The organism is Streptacidiphilus sp. MAP12-20 (assembly GCF_041262525.1).
GTDB lineage: Bacteria > Actinomycetota > Actinomycetes > Streptomycetales > Streptomycetaceae > Streptacidiphilus.
Window position 1 is genome coordinate 1 of record NZ_JBGCCK010000039.1, and the last position, 26,386, is coordinate 26,386.

Annotated in this window: 22 protein-coding genes and 1 riboswitch; of the genes, 8 read left to right on the forward strand and 14 right to left on the reverse strand. The window is 71.2% G+C overall.

Annotated elements, in window-relative coordinates; genetic code table 11:
* Positions 1 to 88: 88 nt before the first annotated feature.
* Together ABIA32_RS32385 and ABIA32_RS32390 are read right to left on the reverse strand one after the other, a co-directional pair.
* Positions 89 to 700 (reverse strand): hypothetical protein, encoded by a 612-nt coding sequence (locus ABIA32_RS32385; RefSeq protein ID WP_370103263.1) that lies wholly within the window; start codon positions 698 to 700, stop codon positions 89 to 91.
* Between the two features lie 350 nt (positions 701 to 1,050).
* Positions 1,051 to 3,507: a polysaccharide lyase 8 family protein gene (locus ABIA32_RS32390; RefSeq protein ID WP_370103265.1), complete on the reverse strand. Its 2,457-nt coding sequence runs from the start codon at positions 3,505 to 3,507 to the stop codon at positions 1,051 to 1,053.
* 188 nt (positions 3,508 to 3,695) lie between these two features.
* Here ABIA32_RS32390 and ABIA32_RS32395 point away from each other — a divergent pair, with 188 nt between their 5' ends.
* Positions 3,696 to 4,475, forward strand: coding sequence for an IclR family transcriptional regulator (locus ABIA32_RS32395; RefSeq protein ID WP_370103267.1), 780 nt, complete (start codon positions 3,696 to 3,698; stop codon positions 4,473 to 4,475).
* A 154-nt stretch (positions 4,476 to 4,629) separates the two neighbouring features.
* Here the strand turns inward: ABIA32_RS32395 and ABIA32_RS32400 are convergent, their stop codons facing one another.
* Positions 4,630 to 5,790, reverse strand: coding sequence for a hypothetical protein (locus ABIA32_RS32400; RefSeq protein ID WP_370103269.1), 1,161 nt, complete (start codon positions 5,788 to 5,790; stop codon positions 4,630 to 4,632).
* Complete coding sequence (locus ABIA32_RS32405; protein ID WP_370103271.1) at positions 5,787 to 6,743, reverse strand: 5-dehydro-4-deoxyglucarate dehydratase; 957 nt, start codon at positions 6,741 to 6,743, stop codon at positions 5,787 to 5,789. Before ABIA32_RS32405 ends, ABIA32_RS32400 begins: the two co-directional genes overlap by 4 nt.
* A gap of 166 nt (positions 6,744 to 6,909) precedes the next feature.
* Here ABIA32_RS32405 and ABIA32_RS32410 point away from each other — a divergent pair, with 166 nt between their 5' ends.
* Complete coding sequence (locus ABIA32_RS32410; protein WP_370103273.1) at positions 6,910 to 7,731, forward strand: NAD-dependent epimerase/dehydratase family protein; 822 nt, start codon at positions 6,910 to 6,912, stop codon at positions 7,729 to 7,731.
* A gap of 46 nt (positions 7,732 to 7,777) precedes the next feature.
* Here ABIA32_RS32410 and ABIA32_RS32415 read toward each other — a convergent pair whose 3' ends face one another.
* Genes ABIA32_RS32415 through ABIA32_RS32425 form a run of 3 tightly spaced genes read right to left on the reverse strand, consistent with a single transcriptional unit; the run spans position 7,778 to position 11,696 of the window.
* Positions 7,778 to 9,403, reverse strand: coding sequence for an IlvD/Edd family dehydratase (locus ABIA32_RS32415; protein WP_370103275.1), 1,626 nt, complete (start codon positions 9,401 to 9,403; stop codon positions 7,778 to 7,780).
* The gene (locus ABIA32_RS32420) at positions 9,400 to 10,320 is read right to left on the reverse strand and encodes a dihydrodipicolinate synthase family protein (RefSeq protein ID WP_370103277.1); all 921 of its coding nucleotides are present in this window, start codon (positions 10,318 to 10,320) and stop codon (positions 9,400 to 9,402) included. Before ABIA32_RS32420 ends, ABIA32_RS32415 begins: the two co-directional genes overlap by 4 nt.
* The gene (locus ABIA32_RS32425) at positions 10,317 to 11,696 is read right to left on the reverse strand and encodes a sugar porter family MFS transporter (RefSeq protein ID WP_370103279.1); all 1,380 of its coding nucleotides are present in this window, start codon (positions 11,694 to 11,696) and stop codon (positions 10,317 to 10,319) included. Before ABIA32_RS32425 ends, ABIA32_RS32420 begins: the two co-directional genes overlap by 4 nt.
* Before the next feature lie 352 nt (positions 11,697 to 12,048).
* Here ABIA32_RS32425 and ABIA32_RS32430 point away from each other — a divergent pair, with 352 nt between their 5' ends.
* The 3 genes from ABIA32_RS32430 to ABIA32_RS32440 all read left to right on the forward strand — a co-directional run bounded on the left by ABIA32_RS32430 (position 12,049) and on the right by ABIA32_RS32440 (position 14,623).
* Positions 12,049 to 13,455 carry a discoidin domain-containing protein gene (locus tag ABIA32_RS32430; RefSeq protein ID WP_370103281.1) on the forward strand — a complete coding sequence of 469 codons (1,407 nt, stop codon included), beginning with the start codon at positions 12,049 to 12,051 and terminating at the stop codon, positions 13,453 to 13,455.
* A gap of 120 nt (positions 13,456 to 13,575) precedes the next feature.
* Entirely contained in the window at positions 13,576 to 14,088 is a 513-nt protein-coding gene (locus tag ABIA32_RS32435) for a hypothetical protein (protein ID WP_370103283.1), read from the forward strand.
* Between the two features lie 244 nt (positions 14,089 to 14,332).
* Positions 14,333 to 14,623, forward strand: a complete 291-nt coding sequence (locus tag ABIA32_RS32440; RefSeq protein ID WP_370103285.1) for a hypothetical protein — start codon at positions 14,333 to 14,335, stop codon at positions 14,621 to 14,623.
* Between the two features lie 20 nt (positions 14,624 to 14,643).
* Here ABIA32_RS32440 and ABIA32_RS32445 read toward each other — a convergent pair whose 3' ends face one another.
* Both ABIA32_RS32445 and ABIA32_RS32450 read right to left on the reverse strand, forming a co-directional pair.
* Positions 14,644 to 15,075 (reverse strand): SRPBCC domain-containing protein, encoded by a 432-nt coding sequence (locus ABIA32_RS32445; protein WP_370103287.1) that lies wholly within the window; start codon positions 15,073 to 15,075, stop codon positions 14,644 to 14,646.
* Positions 15,072 to 15,419, reverse strand: a complete 348-nt coding sequence (locus ABIA32_RS32450) for an ArsR/SmtB family transcription factor (RefSeq protein ID WP_370103289.1) — start codon at positions 15,417 to 15,419, stop codon at positions 15,072 to 15,074. The genes ABIA32_RS32445 and ABIA32_RS32450 overlap by 4 nt, the downstream gene beginning before the upstream one ends.
* Positions 15,420 to 15,484: 65 nt before the next feature.
* Between ABIA32_RS32450 and ABIA32_RS32455 the strand changes: the two genes are divergently transcribed.
* Entirely contained in the window at positions 15,485 to 16,237 is a 753-nt protein-coding gene (locus ABIA32_RS32455) for an SDR family oxidoreductase (protein ID WP_370103290.1), read from the forward strand.
* A 38-nt stretch (positions 16,238 to 16,275) separates the two neighbouring features.
* On the opposite strand, the gene ABIA32_RS32460 is transcribed toward ABIA32_RS32455, so the two are convergent.
* Entirely contained in the window at positions 16,276 to 16,887 is a 612-nt protein-coding gene (locus ABIA32_RS32460; protein ID WP_370103292.1) for an isoprenylcysteine carboxylmethyltransferase family protein, read from the reverse strand.
* Between the two features lie 250 nt (positions 16,888 to 17,137).
* A riboswitch (cyclic di-AMP (ydaO/yuaA leader) is annotated at positions 17,138 to 17,287 on the forward strand.
* Positions 17,288 to 17,297: 10 nt separating this feature from the next.
* Between ABIA32_RS32460 and ABIA32_RS32465 the strand changes: the two genes are divergently transcribed.
* Positions 17,298 to 18,338 (forward strand): NlpC/P60 family protein, encoded by a 1,041-nt coding sequence (locus tag ABIA32_RS32465; protein ID WP_370103294.1) that lies wholly within the window; start codon positions 17,298 to 17,300, stop codon positions 18,336 to 18,338.
* 201 nt (positions 18,339 to 18,539) lie between these two features.
* Here ABIA32_RS32465 and ABIA32_RS32470 read toward each other — a convergent pair whose 3' ends face one another.
* Positions 18,540 to 19,289, reverse strand: a complete 750-nt coding sequence (locus tag ABIA32_RS32470; protein ID WP_370103296.1) for a protein phosphatase 2C domain-containing protein — start codon at positions 19,287 to 19,289, stop codon at positions 18,540 to 18,542.
* A 117-nt stretch (positions 19,290 to 19,406) separates the two neighbouring features.
* Between ABIA32_RS32470 and ABIA32_RS32475 the strand changes: the two genes are divergently transcribed.
* Positions 19,407 to 19,820, forward strand: a complete 414-nt coding sequence (locus ABIA32_RS32475) for a hypothetical protein (RefSeq protein WP_370103298.1) — start codon at positions 19,407 to 19,409, stop codon at positions 19,818 to 19,820.
* 55 nt (positions 19,821 to 19,875) lie between these two features.
* Here ABIA32_RS32475 and ABIA32_RS32480 read toward each other — a convergent pair whose 3' ends face one another.
* The 3 genes from ABIA32_RS32480 to ABIA32_RS32490 form a co-directional block, all read right to left on the reverse strand.
* A complete protein-coding gene (locus tag ABIA32_RS32480) occupies positions 19,876 to 21,003 on the reverse strand; it encodes a hypothetical protein (protein WP_370103300.1) in 1,128 nt (375 codons plus the stop codon).
* 170 nt (positions 21,004 to 21,173) lie between these two features.
* Positions 21,174 to 25,010 carry a polysaccharide lyase gene (locus ABIA32_RS32485; RefSeq protein WP_370103302.1) on the reverse strand — a complete coding sequence of 1,279 codons (3,837 nt, stop codon included), beginning with the start codon at positions 25,008 to 25,010 and terminating at the stop codon, positions 21,174 to 21,176.
* 390 nt (positions 25,011 to 25,400) lie between these two features.
* A complete protein-coding gene (locus tag ABIA32_RS32490) occupies positions 25,401 to 26,069 on the reverse strand; it encodes a DUF6215 domain-containing protein (RefSeq protein WP_370103304.1) in 669 nt (222 codons plus the stop codon).
* Positions 26,070 to 26,386: the final 317 nt, after the last annotated feature.

Below are 26,386 nucleotides of genomic sequence, written 5' to 3' on the forward strand. Positions count from 1 at the left end.
AAGTCGACTGGCACTTCACCACCGACGACGCACGCGTGAAACTACGCCACCTCTACCCAGTACAGCGAACTTAAGCCGCGACAAACTACTAGTCACAGTTCTTGATCCAGTCGCGGTGGCCGTCGGTTGGCACGGGGGCAAGGGTCATCCGCAGGGTGGTCACCCCGTTCGGCCTCATGACCTCCGCATCCAGGGCCCCGGCGGCCAGCCAGGGAGCGACGTAGGAGTACAGGGCGAAGTGCGCGCCGCCGGGCGTGCTGACCTCGCCCACCTTCGTCAGCGCAATGCGGACACCGGCGCAGGTGAAGCTGCGTGGCTCCTCGCCGGCGGCGACGAGCACGGTGAGCCACTGGTCCACCGAGGCAGGACCGAACACCGTCCTCAGGGTCGGCTTCGATCCGGTCGGCAGTAGGCCTGGGGAGCACATCGAACCTAGGAGGTTCCCGAGCAAGTACTCCTCCTCGCAGATGTCCTGAGTGGTCGTCTGCCAGAGGAGAACAGCCTCGTGGCGGTGCCGGTAGACGAGGGTCAACCCGCCCACCGGGGTGTGTCCGTTGGTGACGGCGTCCTGGACGACCTCCCGCTCGATGTCAGCCAGCGGATCGGCCGATGCGGAAGCGCCCCGCTCCTGGCCGACGGCCGTGGCGACGGGTGCCGGATGGCGCGTACTCGTGCACGCCCCCAGGCACGCCACCGCCACCCCGGCTACCGCGAACAGGCCGAGTCTCTCCCCAAAAGATCGCCGTTTCAAAGCTCCCCCGTCGGCGTCAAGCGAGCGCGGGCCGCGGGCCTTGGCTCGGATCCGGAACGGATCGGACGTCGGCCGACCAGATGTACGGCTCCCCGCCCCCGCACTCTGGGCTTACCCAGATGCTTCAAAGTCCAACAATCCGAGGCGAAGAGTCAGGCCGGGGAGGATCGCGGGTTCTCATCAATGGCCCGAAGCAGTTCACGCCCCGCCTCCTCGGTGAGCGTGCCTTCCCGGTATACAACTCAGCTGCAGCACTCCCAACTCGCGGAGACGCTCGCGCTCTTCGGTGCCGCCAGGCGCTAGCCGCGCCGGAGGCGGATGGTGCGGGCGGTGCCGGGGAGGCCCTGGGTGAGGTCGAAGGTGATCTGCGGGGTGCCGGAGCTGAGGTCGATGGAGACGCCGGGGTCGTCGCTCAGGCCGTGGCGGTAGCCGGTCGCGCCGTCCAGGGTCAGGGTGAGGGAGGTCTGCGTGCAGGTCGGGTCGCTGGCGGCCAGGGTGAGCCGGTCGCCGTGGCGGCGCAGCAGGACGGAGGCGGGGCCGCTCGCGGTCACGCCCGGTCGGCCGGCGTCGCCAGGGGGCAGGCTGCCGGCGGCGAAGAGGTTGGCGGCCGTGAGGTCGGCTTCCGAGGAGTGGATCGCCTGGAGCGCAGGGGTGTTGGCGAGCACGGTCACGTCAGGGCTGGCCGCGCGGCGGGCGGTCTGGCGGGCGTCGGCGCCGGGCAGCAGGACGTAGGCGTAGGCGGCGTTCACGGGGTCGACGCCGTGGTCGAGCCAGAGCGTCAGGTAGGTGTTGGTGTAGGGGGTGGTCGTGCCGCCAGTGCTGGGGCCGCTGTCGATCGCGGCCCAGCTGCCGGTGCGTGACTCGCGCACGGCGCGCAGCGTGGTGCCGCTCGTGGATTCCAGGAGCAGGTAGCCGCCGACGCCTTCCAGCTGGGCCCAGCCGTCGGCGGGGAAGGCCGCGGTCCAGCCAGGAGTGGCCGGTTGAGCGGTGCCGTTGACGGTCAGTCCGTTCGTTCCGGTGGCGTGCAGATTGCGGTTCTCGATCGTGGTCTCGACGGTGTGGCCGGACCTTCCGGTGATGTCCGCGCCCAGCGCCACCACGCAGTCGTCCAGGCAGAACCAGGACTTCTTCGCCCGCAGCGGCGAGCCGAAGGGCACGAGGTCGAGGCCGACCGCGCCCCAGCGCCCCTCCAACCGCGCACCGCCGGACCAGGTGGCGGACGGCAGTGTGCCGGTGCCGGCGCTGAGGGCCAGCGGGAGGGTGTCGGCGGTGACGCCCGGAAGCCGGGTGCAGTCGACGGTGGGCCAGTAGGCGTCGGTGTAGTGGCCGTTGTCGTCGTTGTAGAGGTACGTCGCGCCGTCTCCGGTGTGCCAGCCGCGCTGGTTCTCGCCGTTGATCGCCTCCAGCCGCGCGATGCGGCTGCTGGACAGCCCCACCGTCCACGCCCAGCCCTCGCCCCGGTGCACGACGCGCTCGACGGAGGGTTGCTGAATGTGGCCCGGGCCCTGCGCGGCGGGCCGGACCAGCGGGTCCGACAGGACGGACTTCACCAGCGCCATCCGGGCCGGGGTGGCCGTGGCGGCGATCGGGGCGAAGGTCTCGCGGGTGATCCAGCCCTTGGCCAGCGCCTTCCAGCGCTTCTGCTGATCGCGCGAGCCGGCCGGGATCAGCCGCAGGATCGCCTCGGTGATGGCGTGCCCCGCGTCGTGGTCGGTCTCGCCCTGCCGGGACAGGAAGCGGCCGCGCACCACGTCCATCACCAGCCCGTCCTGCATGAACGGCGCGTAGGTCAGGTCGACCGCGTCGAGGATCACCGCGAAGCCCGGGTCGGTGATCGGCCACGGTGAGCCGATCAGCAGCAGCGAGAGCTGGCTGAGGTCGTTGAGCAGCACGTACGCGTAGTGGCCGTTGTAGGGGATGGTGGCGTGCTGGATGTAGCCGCCGTCGCGGTAGAAGCCGTCGGAGGTGGTGACGTAGGGGAAGATGTCGGAGAGCTTGTCGCGGCCGAGCGTCACCAGCGCCGGGTCCTTGGCCAGGATGCCGCGCAGGATGGTGATCTGACATTTGTCGGCGCGGTTCGCCCCGGTGGTGACGACGCTGCCCTGCTGCTGGAGGGTCGGGTCGGGGACGAAGTGGGCGACTGTGCCCACGTAAGCGGCGAGATCGGCCGCCGGCAACTGGCCGCCGAGGACGGCGCAGGCGTTGAGCATGGCCTGCGGCGAGGCGATCTCCCAGTGGTACCAGTTGCCGACCTGGGTGGCGGCCGGGTTGTAGTAGCGCGTGTGCAGCAGCGCCAGCGCCGCGACCAGCCGCGCGGCGACGGCGGCGTCCTGGTGGTGGGTCGAGCCGGGGGTGGCCCAGGCGATGGCGGTGTCGCGGATGCGGTAGTAGCTGAGGCTGGCGTTCTCGACGTGGGTGAGCGGCAGGTCGGTGTAGACGGAGGCGGGCGCGGCGGAGTTGTCGTAGAGCGCGATCGCGGCGTCCGCCGCGGTGTCGACGGTGGCGATGGCGGCGGCGTAGTCCGGGTCGGCGGGGTCGACGGCGCTTCCGCCGGTGAGGATGTCGGACCAGACGCCGCGCAGCTGGTCGAAGACGTCGGGTGCGGCGGCGGCGTTGGCTGCGGCGGTGGTCGCGGCGCGTGCGGTCCCCGCCGCGAGGCCGCCGCTGAGCAGTGCGGCTCCGGTCACGGCCGCGCCGGCCGCCAGCAGGTCCCGGCGGCGCAGGGAAGCGAGGGGGAGGGGCGGAGTGACGTCCATGGCTGCGTCCTTCACATGACGGCGGCGGGCGGGGAGCGGTGCACGCACACATGACACGACCGTCGACGGCTCGCAGTCAAGAGCTTGGACAAGGTTCATGGATGTAAACGCTTGAAGCCCGCCCTCTGGCCCCGGACAGCGGGCTATATTGAACGCAGTCCAAGCCTGTGAACTGGAAGGGTCGCCCGATGGCGCTGCCGAGCCCTGCCGCATCCGCCGGAGCGAACGTCAAGTCCGCCGTCCGCACGGTCGAACTACTGGAGTACTTCGCCGGCCGCCCCGGACTGCACAGCCTCGCCGAGGTGCAGGAGTCGCTCGGCTACCCCAAGAGCAGCCTCTACATGCTGCTGCGCACGCTGGTCGAACTCGGCTGGATCGAGACGGACGTGACGGGCACCCGCTACGGGATCGGCATGCGCGCACTGCTGGTCGGCACCTCGTACATCGACGGGGACGAGGTCGCCGCCACCACCCGCCCGATCCTGGACCGGCTGGCCGACGAGACCACCGAGACCATCCACCTGGCCCGCCTCGACGGCACCGACGTCGTCTACCTGGCCACCCGCGCCTCCCAGCACTACCTGAGGCCTTTCACCCGCGTCGGCCGCCGGCTGCCCGCGTACGCGACCTCGCTGGGCAAGGCGCTGCTCGCGACCTACTCCGACGCGGAGGTGGAGCGCCTTCTGCCGGAGCGGCTGGAGCCGCTGACCGAGCACACCCATCCCACCCGGGCGGCGCTGATCGAGGACCTGCACGCGATCCGCGAGCGCGGCTACGCGATGGACCGCGAGGAGAACACCCTCGGCCTGTGCTGCTTCGCGGTCGACATCCCCTACCGGACCCCGGCTCGGGACGCGGTCAGCTGCTCTGTGCCGGTGGCCCGGCTCACCCCTGGCCGGGAGCAGATGATCCGCGACGCGCTCTTCGCTGCGCGCGAGCGCATGGCGCTGGCGACGCGCCACCTGTAATGCCGTGGCCGGCAAGCCCACGGCCATCGGCCGGGAGGTGCCCCTTGCAAAGTGTCGCGCCGGGCGCCGCAACACGGTGAAGCTGCCCGGGTCATGGCACTGGCCGCCGGACGAGGGCGTGCGCGCCCTGACGGCAGGTGCGTGAATCAACCGTTCACATGGCCGCGACCGCGCCGCGGATCGCGGCCAGATCGGCCGCGGAGGCCAGACCGCCGTGGTAGAAACGGAGTTCGGTGGCTCCGGCGGCGACGAGGTCGGCGCACCAGGCTGTCAGGTCGGGCAGGTCCGCGCCCAGGCCCGCGACGGCGGGGACGCCGGCCACCACGCGGCGGCCCGCGTCCGCGTAGGCGCGGACGGCGTCGAGGGCGCCTGCCGACCGGGGGCGGAAGGGCAGGACCGGGCCGTCGGCTGTGCGGTACAGGTCGGTCGGGGTGACGCCGGGGTTGGGGCCGGTGGCGAGCGGGTCGGGCTGGGTGTGGAGCAGGACGGGGAGGTCCGGGCGTTCCGACCGCACGGCGGCCAGCACGTGCTCGCGGAGCCGTGCGGCCGTCGTGGTCCGCATCCGGGCGACCGCGGCGTGCGCCTCGGGGTTCAACTGTGCATCCTCGGCCGAGCCGGCGAACACCTCGTCGAGCGTCGTGCACACCACGGCTCGTAGCCGCGCCGGGTCGACGCCCGCAGCGCGGTAGGCGTCGGCGCAGTGGTGGCAGAAGCAGAGGGAGAAGAGCAGCTTCGCCTGCGGACTGAGGCGGACTCCCGCCGACTTGTCGTGGGCGTGCAGGTGGTCGAAGCCGTACCAGCCGCAGGACTCCAACTCGAGTCCGGCCGACCCCGGTTGGGAGGCGACCTCGGCGGCCAGCGCGGCGCAGTAGCGCTGCACGTCCGGATTGGCCACGCAGAGCGCCCAGGGGTAGGCGTCGCCGTACGCGTTGACGACGGCGACCTCCGGGTGCAGCGTGCCGAGGCGTTGGTTGTGGGCGAGGACGGCCCAGGCGTAGACCTCGAGACCGGCTTCGTTCAGTGCCGCAGCCGCTGGGCCGAAGGAGTCCGGTGCCCAGGGGGCCGGCGCCGGGCGGAGGACGCGGCCGGGCCCGGTCCAGCGGGCCGGGTCCGGGCGGTAGTGGACGGCCGAGTGTGCGGCGGTGACCACCTTGTGGCGGGGGTGATGCGGTGTCAGGGCTCGGACGGTGTGGTACGCGGCGGCCAGGGTGACCCGCTGCGCGCCGAGTGCGACCATGCGGGCCGCGCAGTCCGGGTCGCCGACGACGTCCCAGGGGTAGAGGTTGACGCCGACCGTGGCCTCTGGCCGGATCATCCGAGTGCTTCCCTGGCCCGCGCGACCAGGTCCAGCAGGGTGCGCAGGTGGGCCGGATCCGGCTCGGTCAGCGGGGCACGGACACCGCCGACGGGGTGGCCGACGGCCCGGGTCGCGGCCTTGACCAGCGAGACGGCGTAGCCGGGACGCAGCCGGCGCAGCTCCACGTAGGGGCGGAAGAAGACGTCGGTGAGGGTGGCGAGGGTGGCGCTGTCGCCCTTCTCGAGGGCGCGGTGGAAGGCGAGCGCCAGATCGGGCGCGAAGCAGAAGACAGCGGAGGAGTAGAGCGGCACGCCGATCGCCCGATAGGCCTGCTGGGTCGTCTCGGCGGTGGGCATGCCGTTGAAGAAGAGGAAGTCGTCGGCGTCCGCGCCGCGCACCGCACTGACGATGCGCAGCATCAGGTCGAGATCGCCCCGGCCGTCCTTGAAGCCGACGATGCGGGGGTGGGCGGCGAGCCGGGCGACCGTGTCGGGGGTGAAGACGACCTGGTCGCGCTGATACAGGATCACGTCCAGGCCGGTTGCCGAGGCAAGCTCGGTGTAGTGGCGCAGCAGGCCGTCCTGGCCGCCGTCCGTGCTGTACGGGGGGAGCGCCAACAGGCCGTCAGCGCCCGCTCGTTCGGCTGCCCGTGCGTACTCGGCAGCCAGGGCGGTGCCGTAGCCGGTGCCGCCGATGACCGGCACCCGTCCGGCGACGGCCGCGACGGCGACGCGCAGGCACTGCTCGTACTCGGCCGGGGCCAGCGCGGGGAACTCGCCGGTGCCGCACGCGGCGAAGACGGCGGCCGGGCCGTCCGCGAGGCGGGCCTCGAGGTGAGCCTGGTAGCCGGACGGATCGAAGGCGCCGCCGGCGTCGAAAGCGGTCACCGGGAAGAAGAGCAGGCCGTCGAGCCGGTCGGCGAGAGGCGGGGAGGCGGGAGGGGTCACGGGCGTTCCCTTCAGGGGACACATACGTAGACGAGGTGCACGAGCGTGAACGCGGGAAGCCTAGGCTCGCCCGGCGACGGTGGTCAAGGCTTCCTCGTTCGTGTATATGAACAGCAATCTGTCTTGTGAACGCCGCGATCTTCTGTGACCATGAGCGAAACCGCCCCGCGAGACGGACGAGGGAGACGCCGTGTCCCGCATACTGATCACCGGCGCGGCAGGCGCCGTCGGCACGCTGATCCGGCCCCGGCTGGCCCGCGCCGACCGTACGCTGCGCCTGCTCGACATCGCGCCGCTGGAACCGATGGAGCTTCAGCAGGAGATCGGCACAGTGGAGTTGATCCAGGCGTCGGTCACCGACCTGGCCGCGATGGAGCAGGCCTGCGCCGGCGTCGACGCGGTGATCCATCTCGGCGGGCACTCGCTGGAGGCACCCTGGCGGGACATCCTCGACGTCAACGTCCACGGCACCTACACCGTCTTCGAGGCCGCCCGCCGGGCCGGGGTGTCACGCGTCGTCTTCGCCTCCTCCAACCACGCCGTCGGCTTCCGCGCCCCCGACGAGTACCCGCTCACCGCCGCGACCCCGCCACTGCCGGACACCTACTACGGCGTCTCCAAGGTCGCGGGCGAAGCGCTCGGCGCGCTCTACCACCACCGCTACGGACTCGACGTGATCTGCATCCGGATCATGACCTGCTTCGCCGAGCCGCCCAACCCGCGCGCCCTGTCGACCTGGCTCTCGCCGGACGACTGCGCGCGCCTGCTGGAGGCTTGCCTCGCCGTACCGAGCCCCGGCTACCGGATCGTCTACGGCGTCTCGCCCAACACCCGGGGCGGCTGGGTCTCCCTCGACGAGGCCCGCGCGCTGGGGTACGAGCCCGTCGACGATGCGGAGAAGTACGCGGCCGCCGTCCTCGCCGCGCACGGCGAGCCGCCCGCCGACGATCCCGTCTTCGCCTACCTGGGCGGCCAGTTCACCTTTCCCGAGCTCGACGCCGACCGGCTCTGAGGCGGTCCCCTGGGGCCGGCGCGGCCACCTGGGTGAGCGGTGCAGCTCACTGCGGATCCGGGTCGGGGTCGCGGCCGGGGCGGGCAAGTTCGGCGTCGCCCACCTCCAGTCGCAGCGCCCGGCCCGGCACGTCGAGCGTGATCGGATCGCCGCTGCGGACGAGCGCCAACGGGCCGCCCGCATGCGCCTCCGGAGCGACGTGGAGCACGCAGGTGCCGTAACTCGTGCCGCTCATCCGCGCGTCCGAGATCCGGACCACGTCCCGGACCCCGCGCTCCAGCAGATACGCGGGGATCGGCAGCATGCCGTACTCGGGCATGCCGGGACCGCCGAGCGGACCCGCCCCGCGCAGCACCAGCACGCTGTCCTCGGTGACGGCCAGCGCCGGGTCGTCGATCCGCTGCTGCAGCTCCTGGTAGGAGTCGAAGACCACGGCGCGCCCGGTGTGGGTCAGCAGACGCGGATCGGCGGCCAGGTGCTTGATCACCGCGCCGTTCGGAGCCAGGTTGCCCCGCAGCACGGCCAGCCCGCCCTCGGCGGCAACCGGGTCGTCCGGGCTGCGGATCACCTTCGGGTCGTGCACCACCGCGCCCTCGTAGGAGGCGGAGAACGGCAGGCCGGTGACGGTGATCCGGTCCGGATGCAGCGCCCCCGGCACCCGAACCAACTGCGCGAGCAGCGCCGGGAGGCCGCCCGCGTAGTAGAAGTCCTCCATCAGGTGCTCGCCGACGGGCCGGACGTCCGCGAGGACCGGGACCCGCGCGCCGATCGCGTCGAAGTCCTCCAGCGTCAGCCGGACCCCTACGCGTCCGGCCATCGCGACCAGGTGGATCGCGGCGTTCGTCGAGCCGCCGAGCGCGAGCACGACGGCGACCGCGTCCTCGAAGGCCTCACGCGTCAGCACCCGCTGCGGCGTCAGCCCCTCGCGGACGAGGGCCACCGCCCGCGCACCGGAGGCTGAAGCCATCCTCCGGTGCGCGGAGTCGACGGCGGGGATCGCCGAGGCGCCGGGCAGTGTCATGCCCAACGCTTCGGCGGCCGAGGTCATGGTGGAGGCGGTGCCCATCGTCATGCAGTGGCCCGGGGAGCGGGCCAGTCCGCACTCCACCTCGGCCAACTCGCAAGCGCCGATCCGACCGGCCCGGTGCTCGTCCCAATACGCCCACAGATCCGTGCCGCTGCCGAGCGGCTGCCCCCGGTAGTTGCCGCGCAGCATCGGCCCGGACGGCACCACGATCGCCGGCAGGCCGGCGCTCGCCGCGCCCATCAGCAGCGCCGGGACCGTCTTGTCGCAGCCGCCCATCAGCACCGCGCCGTCCACCGGATAGGAGCGGAGCAGCTCCTCGGCCTCCATGGCGAGCAGGTTCCGGTAGAGCATCGGGGTCGGCTTCTGGAAGGTCTCCGACATCGTCGCGACCGGGAACTCCAGCGGGAAGCCCCCCGCCTGCCACACGCCGCGCTTGACCTCTTCGGCGCGCTCGCGCAGGTGCATGTGGCAGGGGTTGATGTCCGACCAGGGGTTGAGGATCGCGATGACCGGCTTGCCCAGGTGTTCCTCGGGCAGGTAGCCGAGCTGCCGCATCCGGGAGCGATGGCCGAACGCGCGCAGCTTGCCCCCGGTCGCGCCCTCCCCGAACCACCCGGCGCTGCGCAGCTGCGGCGTGTCGCTCAAAGGAGTCCCTCCTTGCGCCAGCGGTCCAGAATCTCGCCGATCCGCTCCCGCAACGCCGAGGGCAGGACGCGGGACGGCGGACGGACCGTCCGCTCGGCCAGGCCGAGTTGGGCCAGCGCCTCCTTGACGACGGCCACGTTGTCCGCCGACTCGTCCGCCGCGCGCAGGTCCTCGAACGGGCGCGCCAGCTCCCACAGCGTCATCGCGCGGGGATGGTCCCCGGCCCGCAGCGACGCCAGCAGAGCGAGCGAGAGCCTGGGGGCCACGTTGACCAGACCGGAGGTGAAGCCGCACGCGCCCATGGCCCAGAAGCCCGGCGCGGACAGCTCGGCAGGCCCGGCGAGCCAGGCGAAGCGGTCCAGCCCGGCGTCCCGCGCCACCCGGCCGAAGCCGACCGGATCCGCCACCGCGTACTTCACGCCGGTCACGTTCGGGCAGGCGTCCGCGAGTGCCGCGATGTCCGCGCCGCGGAGGCGCGGATCGCGGATGTAGAGGACGACGTCGAGCTCAGGCACCGCCTGCGCGATCTCGCGGTGGTAGGCGATCCATCCCTCAGCGGAGCGGTAGGGGTGCGGGGGCTGATGCACCATCACCGAGCCGGCCCCGGCCTCGCGCGCGTGCCGGGCGGCGGCGACGGCCGAGGCGAGGTCGAGGCCGACCCCGGCCATGACCTCCGCGCCGCCGGCTGCTGCCAACGCCGACTCGACGGCGTGGCGGGTCTCGGCGGGGGAGAGGGCGTAGAACTCGCTGGTGTTCCCGTTGGGCGTGACCACCTCGACGCCGTGCTCGACGAGGCGGCGGATCAGGCTCGCGTGGGTGTCCCAGTCGATGGACGCCGACCCGTCCCGGTCCTCCGCCCGAAAGGGCGTGACCGGGATGGCGACCAGGTTGCGGAGGCGCTCGGTGGGCCGCGTCATCGGCGCAGTCCGAGTTCGATCTGCTCCAGACTGCGGCCCTTGGTCTCCGGGACCAGACGGCGGGTCAGCAGGAACAGCACGGCGTTGACCGCCGCGAAGACGTACATCGATTTCCCGATGCCCAGATGGTTGTGGTCCGACATGATCGGGAAGATGGCGGTGATGATTCCGGTCGAGGCCCAGAGCACGACCGCCGCGACGCCCATGCCCGCGCCGCGCGCCTTGAGCGGGAAGACCTCCGCCATCATGACCCAGACCACCGCGCCCCAGCCCAGCTCGTAACCGGCGAGGTAGAGCACCAGCAGGATCACCGTCAGCGTGCCGAGGGTGCTCTTGTCGTGGACGTTGAGGACGACCCAGCCCGTCATCCCGAGCGTGAGGACCATGACCACGTTGCCGATGAGCAGCAGCGGCTTGCGTCCCCAGCGGTCCACGACGAAGACGACCCAGGCCGTGAAGGCGAGCTTGGTGACGCCCAGGATGATCGCGGACAGCAGCGCGGTATTGGCGGCGAAGCCGAGCGAGACCAGCATGGTCGGGAAGTAGGCGTTGATCGCGTTGACGCCGCTGAACTGCTGTCCGACGGCCAGCAGCAGCGCGACGAAGAGCATCGGGCGGACCCACTTCGCGAACAGGTCACGTACCCGGTACACCTGCTCGCTGTCGAGGCGGATGACCTCGCGGATGGAGCTGATCTCGGCGTCGATCTCCCCGGCGGGGTGAGTGCTCGCCAGTACCGAGCGGGCCTCGTCCTCGCGGCCGAGGTTGATCAGCCAGCGCGGCGTCTCGGGCAGCAGGGTGAGGCCGACGACCAGGACCGCCGCAGGGACGAGCGCGCCCGCGAACATCCAGCGCCACAGGTGGTGCGGCTGCAGCCAGTAGTCCACCAGGAAGGCGATGAGGATGCCGCTGACGATGAAGATCTGGTTCAGCGAGCCCATCGCCCCGCGGATCCGGGCGGGCGCCAGCTCGGAGAGGTAGGTCGGCACGGTCGCCGAGGAGAGGCCGACGCCGATCCCCAGCACGGTACGGAAGACGACCAGGGCGGTGAAGCCGGGCGCGAGCGAGCAGGCGATGGTGCCGACGATGACGACGCCACCGGCGACCATGATCGTGCGACGCCGCCCGATCCGGCCGGTGAGCCGGGCGGCGAGCCCGGCGCCGAGCATCGCGCCGACGGAGAGGCTGGCGGTGAGCTCACCCTTTTGGAAGCCGGACAGGTGCCAGGACTTCGCGATGACGACCAGGATGCCCGCGATGACGCCGAGGTCGTAGCCGAAGAGGATGCCGCCCAGCGCGCCGAAGAAGTACAACGTCGCGGGGTTGATTCTGCGCAGGGTGGAGGGGGAGGGCGGGGACGCGGTGGCCTGGGTCATGGGTGAACGCCTCGTCTCGTGAGCGGTGGTGGCCGTGGTGGTCGTGGCGCGCTTCGCTGGGACCGGGCCGGGCGCTGGAGCGAGGTGGGATGCTCCGGGATTGAAGCGCTGGACGGGGAGGTCGTCAAGGGTGCTCGTCCATATCCGCGATCAGAGGCAGGTCGTAAAGTCCTTGTCTGATCCGGTTCATGACGATTCACCAGTTCATAAACATGAATCAGAAACGAAATGGCGAACAACTTTGCCATTCCTTGACTGCCGGGCGATTGCTCCCATGCACCCGGACTCCCCACGATGAACCCACGCTTCGTCAGGACCGGACCGGGACCGCATCCCGTGACAGAGGAGTCAGATGCCCCCCACCTCCCACTCCCGCCGCCGGACGCCGGCCGTGATCACCGCCGTCGCGGCGGTGATCACGGCCGGAACCGTCGGACTGGCCTTAGCCGGCCCCAGCGCCACCGCGGCTGGAGGCGCCGCCATCGCCGGTGACCTCGCCTGCGGCGCGGTGACGACCGCCACCAGCAGCGCGGCTGCCACCACGCCCGCCGCCGCCACCGACTGCGACACCACCACCGCCTGGCAGAGCGCCGCGGCCACGCTGCAGGAGCTCAAGGTCGACCTCGGCGCGTCCCGGGCCGTCGACCATGTGACTGTCGTCTGGGGCATCGGCTACGGCACGTCGTTCAAGATCCGTACTTCCCCCGACGGCTCGAGCTGGCACACGCAGACCGCGGTGACCGGTGGTACCGGCGGCCTCCAGACCGTCGCCCTCCCGGCCGGGGTCACCACGCGCTGGATCGAGATCTACGGCGAGCATTACGCGGGCAGCGCCGGGTTCACCGTGGACGAGTTCGAGGTCTTCGGCACCGCATCGACCGGGACAGCGAGTGCGACGCCGACTCCGACGCCGACGCCGACGCCGAGCGCCTCCGCGTCCGCCAGCACGTCGCCCAGCGCGTCGCCGAGCCCCACCTCCACCGGTGGCGGCGGCGCGGCTGCATGGACGGGCCAGTTCAGCGGTTACGGATCCAGCGCCTGGAAGTCCGCCTGGGGCTATACCTCCACCGGCTCCTGGGGCGCGAGCGACCTTCAGGGGGTCACCGACTCCACTGCGCCGGGCGGCGGCAGCGCGCTCGAAGTCACCTACGGCGCGGGCTCCTCGGCCAACTCCTGTGCCAACTGCCCGAACCCGGGCGGCGGCCAGTTCTACACCCAGCTCAGCGCGCTCAGCGGCGGCTCGGCCCTGTCGAATTCGGCCACCCTGGACCTCAAGTACCACCTGAAGTTCCCGGCGGGCTACGACTGGGGCAAGGCGGGCAAGCTCCCCGGCCTCTACGGCGGCGTCATCGGGCAGGAGTCCGGCGGAAACCACGGCAACGGCTGGTCGACCCGCTACATGTGGCGCGGCGCGAACAGCGTCCCGAACAACGGGGAGGTCTACCTCTACACCCCGACCAACTCCGGGCCGACCGGCTATGGCGTCGACCTGGGCGTCGGCGACTGGAAGTGGCTCGCCGACGGGAACTGGCACACCGTCGAGCAACTGGTGAACCGGTCCACGGGCGACATCACCGTCTGGTTCGACGGCGCGCAGGCGGCGTCCTTCCCGGGCGCGGCGTCCGGCATCGGATCGATCCCGTTCAGCGGTGTCTTCTTCTCCACCTTCTACGGCGGCCACGACACGAGCTGGGGGCCGCTGACCACGACCCACTCCTTCTTCGCCGACTTCTCTCTGTCCACCACTGTTCAGCACTGAACCGTTGCGCTCGCTCCGCCCGCCGCCCCACCATGGCGGGCGGGGCGGCCGGGCCGCGACCGCTTCCCGTTCTGCTCACGCGTTTTCTGACTGGCTCTCTCACCAGGAGGCATGGAAGACATGGCAGGCTTAGGCGTTCCTCCCCTTCCCCGCACGATCCGACTCGCCGGTGCCGCCGCGCTGGCGCTGGCGCTGACCGCCGTCTGCGTACCGACGGCGAGCGCGACCGGGGTCGTCGACCCCGCGCCGATCGGCCCCGGACAGTTGTTCACCGGGCTCGTCAACGGCACCGATGTCCAGGCCCAGATCAACATGGCCTGCTACGGGCCGGTCCTTCCCGGCGTGACCGGCCACCCGCTGCCCGGCCAGACGGTCGAGGTACTGCCCGCGCCCGCGAGCGGCACGACCGACGTCGGCTACACCGGGACCGCCGCCGACCGGATCGACGCCGGCTTCGGCCCCTCCGCCACGACCGCGCCCGTGACGCTGACCTACTACGCGGTCAAGGTCGCCATCCCCACCTCGCTGGTGCTGCCCTGCTCCGGAACCGGGACGGTCCTGTTCTCCCCGGTGCCGACCAGCCCGAGCGCGCGCTCCGCGACGCTCACCGTCCGCTACGTCGGCCAGCCGTGACCTGACCGCGGTCGCACCAGCCCCGCCCCGCCCACTCTGTGAGACGGTCCGTCCCACAGAGGGGGCAGGGTGTCATCCTGGGTCCCATGAGCACTGTCCTCATTATTTGCTTCGGCGTGCCGCTGCCGGGCTGAGTCCCATCGGACCTGTCCCCGCCACCGGCACCCAGACCTCTCGCGTCCGCGAGGGGTCTTTCCTTTTGGCTCGCGAACCCGACGGGCCATCGGTCAGCTCTGGAGCACCCATGTCCGTTGACACCGCCGTCGCCGTTCCCGTGGCCGTTCCCCTCGCCGTTCCGGTCGCCGTCGCCCAGCAGCAGCTGATCGTCGCCACCGTCATGCCCACGCGCGGCCTACTGGGCCGCGTCGCCGCAGTTCTCAGCCCCCACTGCGTCACCTCCCTCTCCTATCGCACCCCGCCGAGCGGCCCGGCCACGGTCGAGGTCATCGTCCCCACGTCCGAGGCCGCCCGCGTCCGGGCGAAGCTCCTGCGCATGGTCGACGTCCTCGACGCCCGGTGTGTGGCTGACCTCTGAGAACGGGTGCCCACTTCGGCCTACGGAGCGAGCAGGGCGGCGAGCTTGTCCGCGATCGAGCCCCAGATCACCGTGGCGCGGTCGCGGAAGTCGCCGCCGGGGAGCTGTTCGTGGGTGATCGTCATCTCGGTGGTGGCGCCTGCGCCCTCCGGGCGCAGCGTGACCGTCACCTGGGTGGTACGGCCGTGGGTGCTGTCGGCGGCCCAGGTGAAGACCAGGCGGTGGGGGCGGTCCACGACGAGGTACTCGCCGGTGACGGTGTCGGCGCCGGACTCGAAGATCTTGACGATGCGGTACCGGCCGCCGACCACGGGGTCGCAGGCGGCCTCGGCGACGATGCCAGGGTCGGGGCAGAGCCACTGCTGGAGCCGGTCGGCATTGGTCCAGGCGTCGAAGACGTCCTCCGCCTCGGCCTTCAGGCTGCGGGTGACCCGCACGACGGCCTCGGTCACGGCGTGCTCCTTTCGGCGGCGTGCTCCTCCAGGTGCGCCGCCAGGGCGTCGGCGCGGCGTTCCCAGAAGCGGGTGTACTCGCTGATCCACTGCTCCGCCTCGGCGAGCGGCTGCGGGTTCGCGCTCAGATAGTGCTCGCGTCCGCGTATCTCGCGTCGGACCAGGCCCGCGCGTTCCAGCACGATGATGTGCTTCGAGACCGCGGCGAGGGACATCGGCAGCGGCTCGGCGATCTCGGTGACCCGGGCCTCGGTGTGGCGCAGGCGCTGCAGGATGGCCCGCCGGGTGGGATCGGCCAGGGCCATGTAGGTGAGATCCAGGGGTGCGGAAGAACGCTCAACCATATTGCTGAATGTTAGCGCGGGAGGTACATTCAACCAAGAGGTTGAATGTATGAGAAGGAGTGGCCATGACCGTCCCTGATCTCAACGGCACCACCGCGATCGTCACCGGCGCGAGCCGCGGCCTCGGCGGCGAGGCCGCGGCCGTCCTGTGCGCGGCCGGCGCGCGTGTCGTCGGCGTGGCCCGTGACAAGGCCGAACTGGAGCAGTTGCGTGAGCGGCTCGGGGCGAACTTCGTCCCCGTGGCCGAGGATGCGACGGACCCCGCCGTCGCCGAGAGGCTGCTCGCCGAGTATCGGCCGCGCGTCCTCGTGCTGAACGCGGGGGCAGTGCCGCTGGGCCGCCCGGTCCAGGAGTACGACTGGGAGAGCTTCAGTCGGCACTGGCAGGTCGATGTCCAGCACGCCTTCCACTGGACGCGGCAGGCGCTGACGCTCCCGCTCGACCCCGGCAGCATCGTGGCGAGTGTCTCCAGCGGCGCCGCGCTGCGCGGCTCGCCGGTGAGCGGGGGCTATGCGGGCGCGAAGGCCACCATCAGGTTCCTCACCGCCTACGCGGCCGAGGAGTCCGCGCGCGGCGGGCTCGGCATCAGCTTCCGCAGCATCCTGCCGCCGCTCACCCCGGGTAGCGGCGTGGGGAATTCCGGCGTCCACGCCTACGCGGAGCGGTCGGGCGTCGACGAGGAGGAGTTCGTCCGCCGACTCGGCCCGGTCCTCTCGCCGGCTGCGATCGGCGCCGCCATCGCGACCCTGGCCACCGACCCCGCCCTTGAGGCCGGCGCCTACCAGCCCACGGCGGAGGGGCTGAAGAAGCTGGACTGACGGGGCGTCCGTCCGTCCGTTCCCGGGGCGGCCGGGCGCTACCGCCGCCGCGAGGTGAACGGCAGCAGCGCCGGAACCCGGCGGCGGTAGGCGGCGTACTGCTCGCCGAACTCCGCCGCCATCAGCCGGTCCTCGACGCGCACCCGGTGCAGCAGCCACGGCACGCTGACGGCGGCGATCAGCACCCAGACGCCGAAGCCGTCGGCGAGCATGCCGCCGAGCACGACGCCGAGGAAGCCCGTGTAGATGGGATGCCGGACATAGCCATAGGGGCCGTTGGTCCGCAGTTCGTGCCGCTCCTGCACCAGCGGCACGCTCGCCCACATGGTGCCGAGCACCCACCTCGCCCAGACCAGCAGAGCCGTCGACGCCACGACGACCACGACGCCGACCACGGCGAGCAGCGGCTGCCAGTACTCCAGATGCCGCCAGAACGGCCCCCGCCCGCCGCCGCTCAGCGCGAGGACCACGCCCACCCCCGCGATCAGGCCCAGCCGCGCGGGCAGCGACCCGCGCACGCCCGCCAGCCAACGGCGCAGCCCGCCCGACTTTCGCGCCCCGAAGTACAGCGCGCCCACGAGCCACGTCACCGCGAACACCGCCAGGCAACCCGCCACCACGTCACGCACCGCTGTCTCCATCGCGCTCATGCCCCCAGGCTCGCTGAGCGCGCTTCCTCGGTCCACCACCCTGGGGTGGACGGCGCGGTGGACGGCTGGGTGGAGAGGGTGTCCGATTGGCGTGGTCCGGTAGGAATTCGGTCAGGATCTGACCCATCAGATATTGCTATGGTCACGATCGGACAACTAGGGTCGGGGCCGAACCGTTGCGACGTCGATCGCCCGAAGGCCGGGCGACCGCGACGGAACCGCCGAGTCTGACGAGGCGGCAGGGCCGACCCCGGCCGGGCCGCTGAATCGGAGCCGGGGAACCATTTTCCTCGGGGTGAATCGGCATCAGGTCGGTCGAAGTGGGGCCGTGAGATGTCGTAGGGCCAACTTCCGGCCCGAACCCGTCAGCTCACCCGGTAGGCGGACGTAGGAAGAAGGAGTCCGCCCGAGTGGCGTCCCACCGCCGTCCCGCCGCGCCGAGCCGCAACCGCGCCCGGATATCCATGATCACCGCTGTCGCCGCGACCGGGGTCGCCCTCACCACGCAGTCCTCCAGCGCCGCGCCCACCCCGACGACGGGGCAGTTGAAGGCCCAGCTGGACCAGCTCAACAACCAGGCCGACAAGGCGGTCCAGGCCTACGACCAGGTGCAGGAGCGGGCGCAGGGGCTGGAGCAGAAGGCCGCGCTGCTGCAGGACCAGATTTCCCGGCACCAGGCGAAGGTGAACGAGCTCATCGCGTCGGTCAGCTCGATCGCGCAGTCGCAGTACGAGAACGGCTCCGTCGACCCGACGGTGCAGCTGATGCTCACCGCCGACCCCGGCCAGTACCTGGACAAGGCGTCCGCGATGGACCAGGTGACGGGCAGCCAGCTCGCGCAGCTCGACGCCCTGCGGTCCGAGGAGCAGACACTCTCCAAGGAGAAGGCCCAGGCGGAGGCGGCCCTCCAGGCACTGGACGCCACCACCCGCGAGGCCGCCGCCGCGAAGGCCGCCGCGGACGAGAAGGTCAAGAAGACCCAACAACTGCTCAACTCGCTGACCGCGCGGCAGCTCTCCGCGGTGACGGGCGGCGGTGGCGGGATCAGCGGCGGCCACGGCTACGGGTCGACGGCGAACCTCGGCAACGCCCAGCCGGGCGACTCGATCGAGGCAGCCGCGTTCCGTGCCGCGCAGTCCCGGATCGGCGACCCGTACCTGAGGGGCGCGACCGGCCCGCACGAGTTCGACTGCTCCGGCCTGATGATGTGGTCCTACGCCCAGGCCGGCTACCAGCTCGGCCGCACCACCTGGGACCAGGTCAACTACGGCACGCCGGTGACCTCCACGGCGAACCTCCAGGTGGGCGACCTGGTCTTCTTCAACGGCGGCGAGCACGTCGGCATGTACGCGGGCAACGGCATCATCCTGCACGCCCCGCACACCGGCGCGTACGTGCGCTACGAGCCGATGGCGCAGATCGGTTCGATCTACGCGATGCGGCACATCTAGCGGTGCACGCGCTGTAGTTGCACGTCCAGGGGCGCGAGGCTCTGCTCGATTGACTGCGTGCGCGAGAAACCACCGTGTGCGGATGGCCCTGCTCGTTCGGCCTGCCACGTTGGTGGGTGGGTGGGTGGCTTGTCGCGCAGGCAGTTCATCGAGCAGAGCCTCGCGCCCCTGGAGTTGCCTCCACCTGAGGCCCGCACGGGTTCAGCGCCGGGCGAGGAGGACCGTCGCGTCGTCGTGGCGTTTGCCGCGGAACGAGCCGTCCGGCATCGCGAGTTCGGCCTTGCGGACGGCGGCGAGCGCGTGGGCGGGTCCGTCGGTGGTGAGGGCGTCGAGGAGTTCGGTCCAGGTCCAGCCGTAGCGTTCGACCAGACGGCTGACGCCGTCCGTCATCGCCGCCACCTCCCGGACGGTGGCCAGCGGGAAGGAGGCGGTCACGGCCTGCTCCGCCGCCTCCGGGCGGGTGGAGGCGACCCAGAACCCGCCGGGGGCGTTGCGAAGCGCGCTCACCGACTCGCGGTCGTAGGCGGGCAGGCGGTCGATCCTGTTGTCCTCGATCAGTTCCACCCGGCCGTCGGCGCTGCGCACGACGATGGGGGAGTCCGCCAGGACCAGGCAGTCCAGCCGGTCCGCGACGGCGTCCGCGCGGAACAGGGCGACCGTCGCGGACGGGCTGTCGCGGTTCTCCAGGTCGCATTCGGGGTGCAGATCCCGCGTGCGCAGGATGGCCTGCCGCAGGATCTCCGGGAGCGGCTCGCCCGGATGCGTCAGCAGGAACTGCGCGAGTTGCGCGCCGAGACGGGCGACGAACCACGGCACGTCGTGGACGCAGCCGGTCGGCAGGCCGCTGGGCGTCGCGCCGTCGAGGACGGCGGCGAATCCCGGCCCGGCCAGCACGAAGTCCTCGTTGGCGGCGGCGTCCGGGCTCGGCTCGCAGACGTAGCTGATCTCCACGGTGGGTCCTCGGGCCTTCCTTGTCGGGGTGGCGGGCGGCGAACCCGCATATGCGATCTTCTCCGATCATGCCGCGAGTGGCCCCGGGGACACGGGAGGCTTCTCTACGCTCGTGCCATGGATGGCGAGTACCGGGACGAGTCGACCGGGTCGGCGACGGGCCCGACGATGGGGCCGAGGAGGCTGGCTCCACCGGCCGCGGCCGCGCTGCTGCGGCTGGCGGCGCGCGTGGAGCGCGATCTGCTGACGGCGGGGCTGAACGCCAAGCCCTACGAGGTCACGCCCTCGGCCCTGGCCGGTGTCGAGGTGGAGGTCGACGCCTTCGACGACGCGGTGGGCGGCGTCTGGCTGCACTGGCGCACCCACCCGGAGGTCGGTGCGGACTCCCCGGCGGGCACCTCGGTCCGGCTGGTGATGGCGGAGGCACTGGTCCGCACGCTCGCCGCGCTCGGCTACGGCAGCGAGCACAGCCAGGACAGCCTCCGCCCCTACGCAGTCCGCGTCCTCACCGCCCCCGCAGCGGCCACGTGATCAGGCGGGGCCGTCCGCCGGAGACTTCACGGCGGCGGCCCCGCCTGTCGTGTCGTCAGTTCTGGCGCAGCGCCGGCATCGGAATCGGAATGCCGTAGGTCGTCGCGCCCACGCCGACTCCGCCCTGGCAGGTGTTCGGCGGGTCGGTGGTGACACCGCGGGTGGAGGGCATCTCGGCCGCCCAGAACATGTAGCCGAGCAGGCCGGGCGTCGTACCGGCACCGGCCGGGGCCGCGCTCTGGAGCCAGCTGCCGGTGGAGTTCTGCAGCGATGTGGAGAAGTTGGTGCACTCCGGCCGGACCGAGGAGCCCTCGGCGATGTAGAGGCTGCCGGTGAACTTGGCCGGTGCCAGCGGGGGGATCGGCGGGCTGTAGGTGGACTTGCCGGTCAGGTGCTCCTGCCAGTTGGACTCGGCGGTGGTCGTCGACGGCTGCTTGCTGGGCACCATCGCGTTGGCGTAGTCCAGCACGGGGTTGCTGGTGGTGAGCCAATGCGCCGTCGCGTACTGGTCCAGGCCGACGAGCCAGCGGTCGCCCGCGGCGACGTCGATGGTCAGCCGGGCCGTCGGATCGGCGCCGGTGGCATCGTAGGGGTGGGCGGCCCGGTAGGCGGTGATGAAGGACTGAAGTCCCGTCAGGTTCGGGCTGGAGCTGTTCTCGTAGTCGATCTCCATGCCGACGCCCAGCTGCGTGGCGACCGCGGCCGCCTTCTGGCCGAGCAGCGTGGGGTTCTGGGCCAGCGCGGTGTCCCAGTCGCCGGCGTAGGTGATGCCGCCGATGGAGAGCATGACGCGGATGCCGTGGCTGGTGAAGTAGTTGACCACCGCCTGGTTCATCCCGTTCGGCACGCCGTTGGTGTCGCCGCTGTCGGTGGTGCCGTTGAGCAGCCGCAACGGGTTGACGAAGCTGAGGATGACCAGGTTGACGGAGGGACGGCCGTCACCGCGGTCGATGAGCCAGTGGTTCTTCTGGTCGAAGTCCGTCATGTCCCGGACGGTCGCCCAGGTACAGGCGTCGTTGCTGCAGTGCCAGGCCCCGTAGACCTGGATCGGGTTTGTCGCGGCGGCCGCGACGGCCCGAGTGGCAGCGGCTCTCGGCGCGGCCTGACCGGCGTCGGCGCCGCCCAGCGCGGCCGCGACGAGGGCCAGCATTCCGGCGGTGAACAGGGTGGAGGTTCTGCCCATGTGCATGCGCATCCATCGCCTCCCGGCGAAGAGGGCTCAATAGGTCGCCCCAAGATTCGCGAGCTGTTCAGGGCCTGTCAATGGTCCGTACCAATTCCGAGGCCGGGGAGGCCGGGCAGGAGGGCCGGATCATCGGCCCTCCTGCCCTGATCAGTGCTCCGTCGAACGGGTCAGCTCTGCGGCCCGCCGACGTTGGCGTAGGCGTCCCAGTCGTAGAGGAAGCCCTTGGCGTTCGGGCCGTCGGCCGACGGGTTGCCGTGGTCGTCGACCAGGATCGACGGCTGGTTGAGGGCCACGGAGATGTAGCCGTGGTCCAGCTTGTACTTCAGATCGAGGGTGGCGATGTGGAACTGGCTCTCCGTACTGGCGCTGGACAGAGTGAAGTTGCCCAGTGCCATCATGGCGACCCGGCTGCCGGTGACGTTCATCCAGCCCTCGAAGGTGTACAGGGCGGAGCTGCGCAGCCCGCTCGAATCGGTCGAGTTGAACTCGTGACCCATGCAGCACTGTCCGTCGTACGGGCTGGTGGTGCCGTCGGCGATGTGTGCGGTCTGGACGGTGCTCTGCGCCGTCTTGTCGAAGGTGTTGCCGGCGAGCACGCTCCACAGGCCCATCAGGTCGCTGGAGTGGTGCCCCTGGTAGACGAACGGGACGGCGATCGCGGAGTTCGCCGCCGACCCGGCGGTGGCGAAGCAGCCGCCCGCGTTGGTCAGGCCTGCCGCGTTCAGCTGGGAGGCGACGGTGGCGTCGTTGAAGCCGGCCAGCATTGAGTCCCAGGTGGTCGCGCCGAAGTACTGGATCACCGCGATCTCGGTGTCCACGCCTCCGTCCCGGTAGTTGGGGTTGTTGGTCTTGGAGAAGTTGCCGAAGCCGCAGATGCCGGAGGGGAAGGTGTTGGCGTCGTTGTAGGTGTAGTTGCTGCCGTAGCCCATGGCCGCCTCCAGCAGGCTGACCTTGTTCTGCTCGGCCGAGGAGAGCTCACTCCACGCGGAGCTGTTCTTCAGTAGCAGCAGCGCCTGCGCGATCGGGGCCTGACCCCACATCTCCAGGCCGCCGTCCGCGTCCGGCTCGTGGCCGCCCGCGATCATGCTGCGGACCTGGGCCAGCAGGGCACTGTCCACGGTGACGCCGTTGCTCGCCTTGCTGCCGGGGGCCTCCTTGTCCACCAGGGCGAGGTAGTAGACCACCTTGGACTCGTTGATGTCGGCCGGGTTGGTGCCCGGACGCGGTACCGCGGAGGTCGGCGCGGCCCAGGCGAAGAGCGGGGCCGCCACGGCGCTGTCGATCAGCGACTGCGTGAAGGCCGGGCCGCCGCCGGAGGAGCTCGTCGTGCCGGTCACCGAGGCGCTGTGCGCGGACTCGACGCCGACGCCGTCCACGGCGGTGACGGTATAGGTGTGCGCGCTGCCGGCGGTGAGGCCGGTGATGGTCGCCGCCGTGGTGGTGGGACTGGCCACGACGGTGCTGCCCTCGTAGACCCGGTAGGAGGCGGCGAGGTCGCTGTTGTTTGTCTCGGTCCAGCTCAGGCTGATGCAGGAGCTGGTCGTGCCGGTGATGGTCAGTCCGGTGGGGGTGGCCGGGGCGGTGGTGCAGCCCGTGGTCGTGCCGGTGGCCGAGGTGCTCTTCGCGGACTGCAGACCCGCGGCGTCGACCGCGGTGACGGTGTAGCTATGGGTGGCGCAGGCGGCGAGACCGCTGACGGTGGCCGTGGTGCCGGTCGCGGTGGTGACCAGTGTGCTGCCTTCGTAGATGTCGTAGGAGACGGCCGGGTCGCTGTTGTTCGTCTCGGTCCAGCCGAGGCTGATGCCCGAGCTCGTGGCGCCGGTGACGGTCACGGCGGTGGGCGCCGCGGGCGAGCCGGGACCGCCGCCGCTGCCCTGGCCGTTGACGGTGACGTTGGTGGGCGCGAGGTAGCCGGCGCTGCCGTAGTCGCCGCTGAACTGGAAGGTCTGGCTGCCACCGGCCGGGATCGTCGCGTCCGTGCTGGTGTCGGTCAGCGTGTAGTAGCCGCCGCTGGAGGTGGAGGTCGCCCCGGACGAGCTCTCGATGTTCTCGCTCGGGTCCAGGCTGAACTGCACGAACCAGCCGCTCACGGCACTGGCGGAGGAGTTGGAGACGGTCGCGGTGTCGGTGAACCCGGTGCCCCAGTCCTTGGTCTTGGCGATGCTGACGGTCAGTCCGCCGGATCCGCTGCCCGAGGTGATGCCGGTGGCCGAGCTGCTCTGCCCGGACTGCACGCCCGCCGCGTCCACGGCGGTGACGGTGTAGGTGTGAGTACTGCTCGCGGCGAGGCCGGAGACGGTCGCCGAGGTGGTGGCGACGGTCGCCACGACCGTGCTGCCCTCGTTGACCCGGTAGGAGATGGCCGGGTCGCTGTTGTTCGTCTCGGTCCAGCTCAGGCTGAGGCTGGAGCTGGTCGAGCCGCTGACCGTGAGGCCGGCCGGCGTCGCGGGGGCGGGTGTGCCGCCGGTCGTGGTGCCGGAGGCGGTCGCGCTCTGCGCCGACTCGACCCCGGACGCGTCTACGGCGGTGACCGTGTAGCTGTGGGTGCTGCCCGCGGCCAGGCCGGAGACGGTGGCGCTGGTCGTGGTCGGGCTCGCCACCAGCGTGCTGCCCTCGAACACCCGGTAGGAGACGGCGGGGTCGCTGTTGTTCGTCTCGGTCCAGCTCAGGTTGAGGCTGGTGCTGCTCGCCGCGGAGACGCTCAGGCCCGTCGGAGTGGCCGGTCCGGTGCTGCCTCCGGTCGTCGTGCCGGTCGCCGCGACACTGTGAGCGGACTCGTTGCCCCCCGCGTCCACAGCGGTGACGGTGTAGGTGTGGGTGCTGCCCGCGGCGAGGCCGGAGACGGTCGCCGAGGTGGACGTGGAGGTGGCGACGACCGTGCCGCCCTCGTAGACCTTGTAGGAGGCAGCCGGGTCGCCGTTGCTCGTCTCGGACCAGGACAGGTTGAGGCTCGCATTGGTGGCGCCGGAGACCGTCAGGCCGCTCGGGGTGGCCGGAGCGGTGCCCGCCGGGGTCTGCGGGCCGTTGGTGGCGAGGGTGAAGTCGGAGAACTCACTGGTCGTGGTCTTCGACGGGCTCCAGGTCAGGTCGTGTCCGCCGTGGAAGGTGGAGAAGAAGACGCCGGAGACCGGGGTGGCGAAGCTCTGCGTGGTCTGGCAGACGTTCTTGCCGTCGCTCCAGACGGTGATGGCGCCGGTGGCGATGTTCACCAGCTGCTCGATCGAGTGCCAGGTGCCGTCAGCGGGGAAGGTCCAGTTGCCCAGGCACAGGTCGGCGCCGAAGCCCGATCCGCTGCCGCCGTAGAAGTAGAGCTCGCCGCTGGGCGCGGAGGAGCTGCCGCCACGCCACATGTACCGGGTGGACCAGCCGCCGCTGCAGTGCTGGCCACCGCTCTCGCATCCGGGCGGGCCGCCGTACAGGCCGGGCATCTTCCCTGCGGTCTTGGCGCCGAAGTCGAAGCCGACCGGGAACTTGTAGGAGTACTTGAGGTCGATGGTGGAGCTGGTCGCCAGCGCGGTCTGCCGGTTGCCGGTCAGGTCCTGGTAGAACTGTGCGCCGCCCAGGACGCAGCCGCTGACGGCCTGCGCGCAGCTGGGGGGACCGCTGTTCGCGGGGTAGGTGACCTGGAGCGCCTGTCCGGCGGGGCTGGCCGCGTCGGTGACCGGCTTCAGGTTCTGGTACCCCCAGTTGCAGGGGGACGTGCCGACCGCGATCGCGCACTGCTGGGTGTCGGAGGTGAGCCCCCAGCTGGAGTTCCACGCCGGGGTGTGGAAGGCGTCGAAGGTTCCGGTCCAGGACGGGGCGGTCGACGAGGCGGTCACGAGGGGCGCGCGGGTCGCACGGGCTTTCGGGGTGGAGTGGGTTGTCGGGGGCGCGGTCCTGCTCGTGCCCGAGGCGATCGCGCGGGGGTTGGCCTGTGACGTCGCGATGGCTCCGAAGAGCGTCAGCGCCGTCGCGCAGAGAGCGATGAGCGTGGTTCGGCACCACGCTCGGAAGTGGTTCATTTTCCGGGACTCCTTAGACAGTTCGCAGCGAACCATCCGGCGGAATAGCGGGAGTTCCACCGAAGCGCGTCACCCGGGCGGGGCCGCGACCAGGACGTGGTGCCGGTCGGGAACGGGCGGGGGGCGGAGCGCGCCCGCGGGGGAGCGGGGCAGTGGGGGCGGTGACCCGAATCGGCGCCGGCCCGCTACCGGCGCCGACCGGGAGTACGAATGCGCGCATGCTGCAGCGCTCCTTCGAGGCAGGTCCGGTGCGGCTGATCCTGAACAAATTCATGTACATGAATACTGTTCATAACCTGAAACCCGTCGAAGACGTTAATGGGATGGATGGGGCATGTCAACCATCGTGGCAACGCTGGTAATTGAGGGTTACTCAGGGACGGGGGCGGATCAGGACCAGCCGGCGAGGGTCGGCAGAACCTTGTCGGCGATCAGGAACAGTGCCTGGTCGTCCGGGGTCGATCCGTCCTGGCGCCACACGGTGATCTCGAAGGAGCCGCCGCCGGCCTTCGGTCCCTTCGCGACGACGAGGTGCCGGGCGATGCCTCCCGGGCCCGTGCTGGGCTGCTCGCTGTTGAGGGAGAACGCGATCGTCCGGTCCGAGTAGGTCAGACACGGGTGGCCGAGGACGGTCGTCGCGCTGACCGACGAGCCCGCGAGCGCGGTCGTGTCCCGCACCGAGAGGTGTCGGTTGTCGGTGACGCGCACGTTGAACGTGCCGACCTGGACCTCTGCCGACGCGTCGTACTCCTTCGTCCCGTCCGCGAGGGTGATCGCGCCGCCTCCGGACTGCGCCACCGAGACATAGTCTTCCGGCCTGCCGAGCAGCGTCGGCAGGTCAGGGCGGTTGAGCGCGGCGCAGAGCGCCGGGTACTCGGGCGAGTCGCCGGCCTTGGGCGCCGCGCACGCGGCGGGCCTGCCCGGCCCCGGCGTGTGGTGGTCGAAGACCCCCAGCCCCCACATCGCCCCGAGCGCGCCCGCGACCAGGGCCACCGCGGCCCCCGTCTGGACCGCCGCGCTCCTGCCACTGATGTCGGACTTCACGAACTCGTCGACCATCTGCCCGCCCCCCGTTCCCCTGCTGATGCCCCCTGAGCTGCGTGATCCTAACTCACGCCCGAACTCACGGCGGCAAAGTCAGGATTGGAGAAGCGTCCGCCGTCGACCGAAGTTAGTGTGGCCGCCATGGACATCAGAAGTCACCCGAGCTTCCTCCTGCCTCACGACCCGGACGCATCCCCGGCCTTCTGAGCCGCGACACGCTCGGCTTCCGGGATCCGCCGCGCCATCGCCGCGAGGATGGGCAGGGGCGACGGGCAGGGGTGATCTCCAGGCTTCCCTTTCGTCCTCGAGCGTCTTCACGCCAGACCATTCCA

Excerpts from the sequence above, each read along its gene's own strand:
- ABIA32_RS32400 (WP_370103269.1), bottom strand. The coding sequence starts at position 5,790 with ATGATCCGGCCAGAGGCCACGGTCGGCGTCAACCTCTACCCCTGGGAC.
- ABIA32_RS32485 (WP_370103302.1), bottom strand. The coding sequence starts at position 25,010 with ATGAACCACTTCCGAGCGTGGTGCCGAACCACGCTCATCGCTCTCTGC.
- ABIA32_RS32405 (WP_370103271.1), bottom strand. The coding sequence starts at position 6,743 with ATGTGTCCCCTGAAGGGAACGCCCGTGACCCCTCCCGCCTCCCCGCCT.
- ABIA32_RS32435 (WP_370103283.1), top strand. The coding sequence starts at position 13,576 with ATGGCAGGCTTAGGCGTTCCTCCCCTTCCCCGCACGATCCGACTCGCC.
- ABIA32_RS32475 (WP_370103298.1), top strand. The coding sequence starts at position 19,407 with ATGGATGGCGAGTACCGGGACGAGTCGACCGGGTCGGCGACGGGCCCG.
- ABIA32_RS32450 (WP_370103289.1), bottom strand. The coding sequence starts at position 15,419 with ATGGTTGAGCGTTCTTCCGCACCCCTGGATCTCACCTACATGGCCCTG.
- ABIA32_RS32390 (WP_370103265.1), bottom strand. The coding sequence starts at position 3,507 with ATGGACGTCACTCCGCCCCTCCCCCTCGCTTCCCTGCGCCGCCGGGAC.
- ABIA32_RS32395 (WP_370103267.1), top strand. The coding sequence starts at position 3,696 with ATGGCGCTGCCGAGCCCTGCCGCATCCGCCGGAGCGAACGTCAAGTCC.
- ABIA32_RS32455 (WP_370103290.1), top strand. The coding sequence starts at position 15,485 with ATGACCGTCCCTGATCTCAACGGCACCACCGCGATCGTCACCGGCGCG.
- ABIA32_RS32490 (WP_370103304.1), bottom strand. The coding sequence starts at position 26,069 with ATGGTCGACGAGTTCGTGAAGTCCGACATCAGTGGCAGGAGCGCGGCG.
- ABIA32_RS32460 (WP_370103292.1), bottom strand. The coding sequence starts at position 16,887 with ATGAGCGCGATGGAGACAGCGGTGCGTGACGTGGTGGCGGGTTGCCTG.
- ABIA32_RS32440 (WP_370103285.1), top strand. The coding sequence starts at position 14,333 with ATGTCCGTTGACACCGCCGTCGCCGTTCCCGTGGCCGTTCCCCTCGCC.
- ABIA32_RS32430 (WP_370103281.1), top strand. The coding sequence starts at position 12,049 with ATGCCCCCCACCTCCCACTCCCGCCGCCGGACGCCGGCCGTGATCACC.
- ABIA32_RS32480 (WP_370103300.1), bottom strand. The coding sequence starts at position 21,003 with ATGGGCAGAACCTCCACCCTGTTCACCGCCGGAATGCTGGCCCTCGTC.
- ABIA32_RS32425 (WP_370103279.1), bottom strand. The coding sequence starts at position 11,696 with ATGACCCAGGCCACCGCGTCCCCGCCCTCCCCCTCCACCCTGCGCAGA.
- ABIA32_RS32420 (WP_370103277.1), bottom strand. The coding sequence starts at position 10,320 with ATGACGCGGCCCACCGAGCGCCTCCGCAACCTGGTCGCCATCCCGGTC.